General features: G+C 70.3%; 8 protein-coding genes. 2 read left to right on the top strand and 6 right to left on the bottom strand.

Annotated elements, in window-relative coordinates; all coding sequences use genetic code 11:
• On the bottom strand, positions 1-659 hold a 659-nt coding region (locus VGO20_RS08380; RefSeq protein WP_327501865.1), incomplete at its 3' end, for an amino acid--tRNA ligase-related protein.
• Between the two features lie 139 nt (positions 660-798).
• Positions 799-1,146: a hypothetical protein gene (locus VGO20_RS08375; RefSeq protein ID WP_327501864.1), complete on the bottom strand. Its 348-nt coding sequence runs from the start codon at positions 1,144-1,146 to the stop codon at positions 799-801.
• Between the two features lie 158 nt (positions 1,147-1,304).
• Here VGO20_RS08375 and rnd point away from each other — a divergent pair, with 158 nt between their 5' ends.
• Positions 1,305-2,468 (top strand): ribonuclease D, encoded by a 1,164-nt coding sequence (rnd, locus tag VGO20_RS08370; protein WP_327501863.1) that lies wholly within the window; start codon positions 1,305-1,307, stop codon positions 2,466-2,468.
• Between the two features lie 24 nt (positions 2,469-2,492).
• On the opposite strand, the gene VGO20_RS08365 is transcribed toward rnd, so the two are convergent.
• Together VGO20_RS08365 and VGO20_RS08360 are read right to left on the bottom strand one after the other, a co-directional pair.
• Complete coding sequence (locus VGO20_RS08365; protein ID WP_327501862.1) at positions 2,493-3,968, bottom strand: Ppx/GppA family phosphatase; 1,476 nt, start codon at positions 3,966-3,968, stop codon at positions 2,493-2,495.
• 67 nt (positions 3,969-4,035) lie between these two features.
• A complete protein-coding gene (locus tag VGO20_RS08360; RefSeq protein WP_327501861.1) occupies positions 4,036-6,186 on the bottom strand; it encodes an RNA degradosome polyphosphate kinase in 2,151 nt (716 codons plus the stop codon).
• Positions 6,187-6,301: 115 nt separating this feature from the next.
• Here VGO20_RS08360 and VGO20_RS08355 point away from each other — a divergent pair, with 115 nt between their 5' ends.
• The gene (locus tag VGO20_RS08355; RefSeq protein WP_327501860.1) at positions 6,302-6,814 is read left to right on the top strand and encodes a SixA phosphatase family protein; all 513 of its coding nucleotides are present in this window, start codon (positions 6,302-6,304) and stop codon (positions 6,812-6,814) included.
• Here the strand turns inward: VGO20_RS08355 and VGO20_RS08350 are convergent.
• Entirely contained in the window at positions 6,801-8,240 is a 1,440-nt protein-coding gene (locus VGO20_RS08350) for a tetratricopeptide repeat protein (RefSeq protein WP_327501859.1), read from the bottom strand. The two genes, VGO20_RS08355 and VGO20_RS08350, sit on opposite strands and share 14 nt — an antisense overlap.
• A gap of 87 nt (positions 8,241-8,327) precedes the next feature.
• A partial coding sequence (locus tag VGO20_RS08345; protein ID WP_327501858.1) for an MFS transporter occupies positions 8,328-9,026 on the bottom strand: 699 nt, incomplete at its 5' end.

Genomic DNA, 9,026 nt, shown 5'->3' with positions numbered 1-9,026 from the left:
AAGCACGGCGCGATCTGGAAGTAGCGGTCGAAGCCCGCCACCATGAGGAGCTGCTTGAACTGCTGCGGCGCCTGCGGCAGCGCGTAGAACTTGCCGGGATGGATGCGGCTCGGCACCAGGAAGTCGCGGGCCCCCTCCGGCGACGACGCGGTCAGGATCGGGGTCTGGAACTCGGTGAAGTCCTGCTCGATCATGCGCCGCCGGATCGAGGCGATCACGCGCGAGCGCAGCACGATGTTCTGCTGCATCTTCTCGCGCCGCAGGTCGAGGAACCGGTAGCGCAGGCGGATGTCCTCGCCGGCGTCCTGGTCGCTGTTGACCTGCAGCGGCACCTGCTCGGCGGCGCTCTGGACTTCGACCTGCCGGGCCTGGACCTCGATCTCGCCGGTCGGCAGCTTGTCGTTGACGGTCTCGGGCGAGCGGCCGACGACCACGCCGGTCACGGTCACGACGCTCTCGACCCGCAGGCGGTCCAGCGCCTCGAAGGTCGGGTTCGAGCTGTCGATCACGACCTGGGTCAGGCCGTAATGGTCGCGCAGGTCCACGAACAGCAGGTGGCCGTGGTCGCGCTTGCGATGGATCCAGCCGGACAGGCGGACGGTCGAACCGGCATCGGCGAGGCGCAATGCGCCGCAGGAGTGGGTCCGGTAGGGATGCATGACGTGGCGCACCTCGGTATCGGGGCCGCGTGGAGGATCGCCGCCCTCCTTGGGCCCGTTGAGCAGGTTCTGGCGTGAACGGCGGTCGGGCGCGCCAGAGCACATGGATTGACCCGGTTTGTCAAGGCGCGTCCGTAGCTCAGACGTCGCGTTTCGCCCGTTCGATCGTGGCCGCGATGAGGGGCGCGTGGAGCTTGCGCGCGGCGAGCCGCCGGGCCCGCGCCTCCTCCGCGTCGACGGTCGGCAGCACCTCGACGGCGCATCCCCGCCAGCCATTGGCGACCAGCGCCCGCGCGACGTCGGCATAGCCGAAATAGCCGTTGTCGGGCTGGGGCCAGGGCGGCCTCAGCTCCAGCGTCCGCAGCGCGAAGCGATTCGACTGGCTGTTGGCCCCGGCGTTGCTGAGCCTGGCGACCAGCAGGCTTTCGCCGTTCGCGTGCCTGACCACGAGGATGGGCTTGATGCTTCCTGTGGAGTGCTGCGACACGGGCCCTTCCTATTGCCGGGGAACGCGGGGCGACGCGGGGAGGCCGGATCGCGCTCCGGGGCACGGATAGCGCGGGTTGGCGCGCAAGGGAAGATCCGAACCGAGGGGGCGGCAAATCCGGTGACGAGGCGGCGGCGGCTGTTGTATCACTTGCGGCCATGACGCTGATCACAACGACCGAAGAGCTGGGCGCCTTCTGCGGCCGCATGAAGGGCTCCGACTACATCACGATCGACACCGAGTTCATGCGCGAGAAGACCTTCTGGCCGAAGCTCTGTCTCGTCCAGATCGCGGGAGAGGACGAAGCCGCGGCGGTCGACCCGCTGGCCGAGGGCATCGACCTGGCGCCGCTGTTCGACCTGCTCGACGCCCCCGGCGTGCTCAAGGTCTTCCACGCGGCGCGCCAGGACGTCGAGATCTTCCATCATCTCACCGGCCGCATCCCGACGCCGCTGTTCGACACGCAGGTGGCGGCGATGGTCTGCGGCTTCGGCGAGAGCGTCGGCTACGAGACGCTGATCGCGAAGCTGGCCGGCGCCCGGGTCGACAAGTCCAGCCGCTTCACCGACTGGTCCAACCGCCCGCTGACCGAGCGCCAGCTCGCCTACGCGCTGTCCGACGTGACCCATCTGCGCCCGGCCTACGAGAAGCTCCGCAAGCGCTTGGTCAAGACCGGCCGGGCGCATTGGCTGGACGAGGAGATCGGCGTCCTCACCGATCCCGCCACCTACCAGGTCGAGCCGGAGCAGGCCTGGCGCCGGCTCAAGGTCCGCTCGGACAAGCCCCGCTTCCTCGCGATCCTGCGCGAGCTCGCGGCATGGCGCGAGCGCGAGGCCCAGCGCAAGGACGTGCCCCGCTCGCGCGTCCTGCGCGACGAAGCCCTGCTCGAGATCGCCTCCCACGCACCCGCCACGGTCGACGACCTCGCCCGCACCCGGGGCCTGGGCCGCAGCGTCGCCGAGGGCCGCTGGGGGCAGGAACTGCTCGCCGCCGTCCAGCGCGGCCGCGACCTGCCGCCCGAGGATGGGCCGGCGGTCGAGCCGAGGGTCGAGCCCCCGCCCGGCCTCGCCCCGATCATCGAGCTGCTGCGCGTTCTGCTCAAGATGAAGTGCGAGGACCAGCAGGTCGCGACGAAGCTGGTCGCGAATGCCGGCGACCTCGAGGCGATCGCGGCCGACGACGAGGCGCCCGTGCCCGCACTCCGGGGATGGCGGCGCGAGCTGTTCGGCGAGGACGCCCTGGCCCTCAAGCACGGCCGCCTGGCGCTGGCCATCCGCGGCAAGCGGGTCCTGATGGTGCCGGTTCCGCCGGACGCTGACTAAAGCCACCCGGGTCCCGGGCCCAGCTCACGCCGCCCGGGGCTTCGGCCGGTAGGCGATCGTGCCGGTGCGCTTGACCGTCTTGGCCAGGGCGTCGAGGCGGCGCTGCACGACGTCGCCGACCAGGACGCGGCTGTCCTCCGGCAGCATCAGGGTCACCGCGTCGTCGCCGAGGCCCAGCGAGGTCCGCTGCAGCAGCCCGGCGACGCCGCCGGTCAGCGTCTGGGCCAGCCGCAGGGCCTGGCCCAACACGGTGGCCCGGCCCGCCTGGGCCTCGTCCAGCAGCAAGCGCGCCGCCGCCGTCGGCGCGTCGTCGGCGCGGCCGGCGTAGCGCACATAGCAGGCGAGCGCCAGCCACGCGCGCTCCGAATGGTCGGCGCCGGAGAACGGCATGCGCAGCACGCGCAGGAAGGCGTGCTCGGCCCGGTAGTCGGGATGTTCCGCCCAGCCGAGGTCGCTCAGCAGGCAGGCGGCCGTCCTCAGGCGCGCCTCGGCCGCGTCCTCGCCCGGAAACAGGGACGCGGTCCAGCCGGCCAGCACGTCCGCCGTGCCGAACCGCCCCAGGCGGTGGGCGACGGCGGCGCAGGCCTCCAGCAGCGGGTCGGCGCGCCGCTCCTGTGCGTTCAGCAGGTCGAACAGCAGCCCTTCGCGCAGCCCGTAGGCCGAGAACACGACCTGCGCCGGCTCGAGCCTTCGCAGCAGGCGCTCCATCACCAGGGCGGCAAAGGGCAGCGTATCGGCGCGCCGACGCGATATGCCCGACATCTTCTCCAGCGACGACCGGCTCTGGCGCGAGAGGAGGGCCAGGAAATCGCGGAGCTGCACCGTGTCGGCGGCGTAGTGGTGGATGATGTGCAGCGGGTGCTTCACCTGCTCCATGTGGAGCTTGGCGAGCGCCCGCCAGCTCCCGCCGACGGGATAGAGCGTGCGCCCTTGATAGGCCGGCAGCCAGTCGACGGCGTCGAGTTGCTGGTCGACCATCTTCGCGGCCCGGTCGCATTTCCCGCCCGAGGCCTCGATCAGCCGCAGCGGCCCGAGCGGCAGCGTGACCGGCGTCTCCGGGCCGACCGAGCCGGCGTCCATGCCGACCATCTCCAGGCTGCCGCCGCCGAGGTCGCCCATCAGCCCGTCGGCCGCGGGCATGCCCGACAGGACGCCCATCGCCGACAGCCGCGCCTCCTCCGACCCCGGCACGACGCGCACGCGCAGGCCGGTGCGGCGCCCCACCTCCTCGACGAAGGCGGTCCCGTCGGCGGCGTCGCGGACGGCGGCGGTCGCAACCACGTCGACCCGCCCGACCTGCATCCCGCACAAGATCGTGCAGAACCGGTCGAGATTGTTGAGCGCGAGGACGACGCCGTCGGGGTCGAGCCGGCCGGTCTTCTCGACCGTGCGGCCGAGGCCGCACATCACCTTCTCGTTGAACAGCGGGATCGGCGCCCTGGTCAGGCCGTCATAGACCACGAGGCGCAGGGAATTCGAACCGATGTCGATGACGCCCACCCGCTCGGCGCGGCGGCGGGAGTCGGCTGACGGTCGTTCGAAGGAGACTGGCATGGGCCGGCCGCGTTCAGTTGTTGTTGGACAGGACGAGGCGGGGTGGCTGGCGGTTCGCGCTCAGCGCGCTGCCGCGTCCGGACAGGCTCGGGTTCGTCATGAAGTACTCGTGCGCGCTGAACGGGGGGCGGGCGGCCGGCACGCGGCGATAGCGCCCATCCGGCGCCAGGGTCCAGCTGCTGGCCTCGTCCTTCAGGTTGGCGACCATGATCTGGTCCAGGATCTGCTGGTGGACGGTGGGGTTCTCCACCGGGACCAGCGTCTCGATCCGGCGGTCGAGGTTGCGGGGCATCCAGTCGGCCGAGGAGATGAACACCTTCGCGTTGCGCGACGGCAGCGCATGGCCGTTGCCGAAGCACACGACCCGGCCGTGCTCGAGGAAGCGCCCGACGATGCTGCGCACGCGGATGTTCTCGGACAGCCCCGCGATCCCGGGCCTGAGGCAGCAGATGCCGCGGATGATCATGTCGATCTGCACGCCCGCCCGCGACGCCTCGTACAGCTTGTCGATCACCCCGGAATCGACCAGAGAGTTCAGCTTCACCCAGATCGACGCCGGCCGGCCGGCGCGGGCATGGGCGATCTCGGCGTCGATCAGCTCGTCCAGGCGCTGGCGCAGCAGCAGCGGCGCGATCGCCAGCTTCTCCAGCGCCTTCGGCGTCGCGTAGCCGGTCATGAAGTTGAACATCAGCGCGGCGTCGTGGCACAGCGCCGGGTCGCAGGTGAAGAAGGACAGGTCGGTGTAGACCTTGGCCGTGATCGGATGGTAGTTGCCGGTGCCGAAATGGACGTAGGAGCGCAGCCCCTTCGCCTCGCGCCGGACGACGAGCGAGACCTTCGCATGGGTCTTCAGGTCGACGAAGCCGTAGGTCACCTGGGCGCCGGCGCGCTCGAGGTCCCGGGCCCACTGGATGTTGGCCTCCTCGTCGAACCGGGCCTTCAGCTCGACCATCGCGGTCACGGACTTGCCGGCCTCCGCCGCCTCGATCAGCGCCGCGACGATGGGCGAGTTCTTCGAGGTGCGGTAGAGGGTCTGCTTGATCGCGACGACCGCGGGGTCGTTGGCGGCCTGGCGCAGGAACTGGACGACGACGTCGAAGCTCTCGTAGGGGTGGTGGACGACGATGTCCTTGTGCCGGATCGCGGCGAAGCAGTCGCCGCCGAAGTCGCGGATGCGCTCGGGAAAGCGCGCGTTGTAGGGCGGGAAGACCAGGTCGGGCCGCTCGTCGATGATCAGGTGCCGGGTGTCGGACAGGCCGAGCAGGCCCTCCAGCACGAACACGTCCTCGTTCGAGACGTGGAGCTGGTGGCGCAGGAAGTCGCGCAGGTCCGGTGCCATCCCCGCATTCACCGCCAGCCGGATCACGCTGCCCCGCCGGCGCCGCTTGAGCGCGGTCTCGAAGGTGCGCACCAGGTCCTCGGCCTCTTCGTCGATCTCGACCTCGCTGTCGCGCAGGATCCGGAACACCCCGTGCCCGGTGAGCTTGAACGGCGGAGGGAATATCCTGTCCAGGAACAACAGCACGACCTGTTCCAGCAGCACGAAGCGCACGTCCGATCCGGGCAGGCGGACGAAGCGGTCCAGCTGGCCCGGTAGAGGCAACAGCGCATCGAGGATCTGATTGCGGTCGGGATTCGTGAGCTGGAGGGCGAGGCTGAAGCCGAGATTGGGAATGAAGGGGAAAGGATGGGCCGGATCGACCGCGACGGGCGTCAGGATCGGGAAGATGTCGTCCATGAACCGGGTTTCGAGCCACGCGATCTCGCCGTCGGTCAGCTCCGACGGGTCGACGACGGCGATGCCGGCCTCGCGCATCTCGCCCCGCAGCTCCCGCCAGCAGAGCTGCTGGTCCCGCATCAGCTCGATGACGCGCTGGTTCACCGCCTGGAGCTGCTGGGCCGGGGTCAGGTTGTCGGCGGACGGCGCCGTGATGCCGGCCGCCACCTGGGCCTTCAGCCCGGCCACGCGGACCATGTAGAACTCGTCGAGGTTGCTGGCCGAGATCGACAGGAAGCGCAGCCGCTCCAGCAGCGGATGCGCGGTGTTGTAGCTCTCTTCCAGTACCCGTTGGTTGAAGCTCAGCCACGACAATTCGCGGTTGATGAAACGGTCGGCAGAGCGCGGGTCGACGACGGGGGCGTCGATCTCGGGAATGCTGGTCACGGTAGCCTCGACATGCGTTCCGAAGGGGGATGATGATCCTGGCCGTTTCAGGTTACGATTTGTGCGGCAGTCCCGCGACCTTTGCAAATTTTCCTTGGCCCGGCGGAGCCCGATCGTGAAGACCCTGCATCTCCTGCGCCACGCCAAGTCGTCCCGCGACGACCCGGACCTGCCCGACCACGACCGGCCGCTGGCCGACCGGGGCCGCGAGGCGGCGGCATGGGTCGGGCGGCACATGGCCGGCCGCGGCCTCGCCCCCGGCCTCGTCCTGTGCTCGACCGCCCGACGCGCCGAGGACACGCTGGCGCTGGCACTGTCGGCCGCCGGCGCCGGCTGGCCGGTCGAGCGCGAACGCGGCCTCTACCTGGCCGGCGCCCCCGCCCTGCTCGACCGCCTGCGCCGCATCCCGGACGAGGTCGGCTCCGTGCTGCTGGTCGGCCACAACCCCGACCTCCACGACCTCGCCCGCGACCTCGCGTCGTCGGGCGACGGCGAGGCCCTGGCCGGCCTGCGGCAGGGGTTCCCGACCGCGACGCTGGCCGGCATCGAGTTCGACGTCCCGTCCTGGCGCGAACTCGCCGCGGGTTCGGGGAGGCTGGTCGGCTACACTGTTCCTAGGAAGACGTAGGAGACGAGGAGGCACCGTGCCGCTCGTCGAGCGTGGCTTGGGTACGCCGGAGGTTGTACGAGGCGATGGATGCGTAGTGGCTGGCATCGGCTGCTGCGAAGACATCGAGCGCCTTCCGGAACGCGGCAACCGCCTCTTCCAGGCGCGCCGTCCCGCCCTCCCGCTCGCCCAGGCACCGGAGCGCGTCGCCCAGGTTGTTCTGGGTCGCAGCCCAATCAAGCGGCACACGCTCGCGGGTACGTTCATCCAGCGCAGCACGGAATGCGGCAACCGCCTCCTCCAGGCGCGCCGTCCCGCCCTCCCCCTCGCCCAGGCGCAGGAGCGCGTTGCCCAAATTGTTCTGGGTCATGGCCCAGTCAAGCGGCACACGCTCGCGGGTACGTTCATCCAGCGCAGCACGGAACGCGGCAACCGCCTCCTCCAGGCGCGCCGTTCCGCTCTCCCGCTCGCCCAGGCACCGGAGCGCGGTGCCCAGGTTGTTCTGGGTCGCGGCCCAGTCAAGCGGTACACGCTCGCGGGTACGTTCATCCAGCGCAGCACGGAACGCGGCAACCGCCTCCTCCAGCCGCACCGTCCCGCTCTCCCGCTCGCCCAGGCACGCGAGCGCGTTGCCCAGGTTGTTCTGGGTCATGGCCCAGGCAAGCGGCACACGCTCACGGGTATGTTCTTCAAAGGTGGCGCGAAAGGCATGGATCGCCTGTCGGAGCCTCTCGTCGTCACCGGATTGTTCACCGAGAACTCCGGCCGCAAGGCCGAGCGAATGCCATAGGTTGCCGCGCTGGTCGGTGTCCAAACCGGTCGGCATGTGTTCGCACAGGCGGGACAGCTTCTCGACCGTGGGACGCAGGATATCGGCCAGATAGGTGCCCCGCCGTCCCATCACCGTGGCGATCTCTCCGGCCATTGCCGCGACCAGTGCGGCGGCGAAATCGGTATCGAAGTCCCGGGGCAGTTCAGCCGTTTCCAGGCGGTAGGAGCCGTTCCCGCTCTTCGCGCCCGAATGGCGTCCGAGGATCCGTAACCGCAGCCTTTCGTCGGCCTTCGCCACTTCGCCGAAGATCAGCACGTCGCCGTTCTTCTCTTCCAGCAGTCGGCGCGCCTGGAGTTCGAGTGCCGCGCGGCTGCCGAAATCCCATTCGGGCCCGGGGCCAATGCGGATGACGTCGATGCCTCTGTAGAGGTCCAGCGCGCCGGCGACATGGTCGGTCTGCCGGCCATCGCCGTCCCGCTTCAGGTCGGCAACCAGCACCGTGAAATGCAGCCCCGGCGCCGGAGGCAGATCGCGCCGCCGGAACCGACGTACGAGCCGCCGCGGCGTCGGCAGCAGCTCGCGCACGGTCTCGCTGAAATATGCTGCAACCAGCGCGCCAACTCCGAGCACGCCGCCGGCCCCCGCGATCACTCCCCAGAACGATACGTCTTCCATTCCGCAACCCGCCGGATGGGGCGTGGGTCGGCCACGCCCCATCCGGCGGAGTATCGCGGTTCTTCAACCCTGACGCTAGGACCCGCTTCAGACCGCGGCGGGGACCGGCCGCGTCCGGACGCCGACCGGGATCACCAGCGTCGCCGCGAGGAGGACGAAGCCGCTCACGGCGAAGACGCCGGTCGCACCGCCCACGTCGAAGATCGCGCCCCCGACGCCGGCCCCGGTGGCGATCGCAAGCTGGATCGCGGCCACCAGCAGGCCGCCCGCACTCTCGGCCTCGTCCGGGACCGTGCGGGTGAGCCAGGTCGACCACGCCACCGGCACCGCGCCGAAGGCCGCCCCCCAGACCGCGATCATCGCCGCGTCCGCGATCGGCACGCCGCCCATCCCGGCGAGGCCCAGGCCGAGCACGCCCATCACGAGCGGCGTCAGCATCAGCGCCATCCGCATGTTCCAGGCGACCAGCGTCCCGCCCAGGAACGTGCCCAGGAAGTTCGCGATGCCGAAGCCCAGCAGGATGCCGGAAATACCGCTCACCCCGACCCCGGTCACGGTCTCCAGGAACGGGCGGATATAGGTGAAGAAGGCGAAATGGCCGGTGAAGACCAGGCCTACCGCGATCATGCCGATCCCGATCCCCGGGCGCCCCAGGACCTCGACCAGGGTGCGCAGGCTGGTCGACCCGCTCGGCGCCATGCGTGGAAGCGTCGCGAACTGCGCGGCCAGCGCCACCACCCCCATCGCCGCCGCCAGCAGGAAGACGGAGCGCCAGCCGAACACGTC

Source organism: Arenibaculum sp. (assembly GCF_035998295.1).
Taxonomy (GTDB): domain Bacteria; phylum Pseudomonadota; class Alphaproteobacteria; order Azospirillales; family Azospirillaceae; genus DASYHS01.
The sequence above is the reverse complement of the archived record's forward strand: the minus strand, read 5'-3'. Positions and strand labels throughout refer to the sequence as shown.

What these genes read in the sequence shown, in the direction of transcription:
- VGO20_RS08350 (WP_327501859.1), bottom strand. Translation starts at nt 8,240, where the DNA reads ATGGAAGACGTATCGTTCTGGGGAGTGATCGCGGGGGCCGGCGGCGTG.
- rnd (WP_327501863.1), top strand. Translation starts at nt 1,305, where the DNA reads ATGACGCTGATCACAACGACCGAAGAGCTGGGCGCCTTCTGCGGCCGC.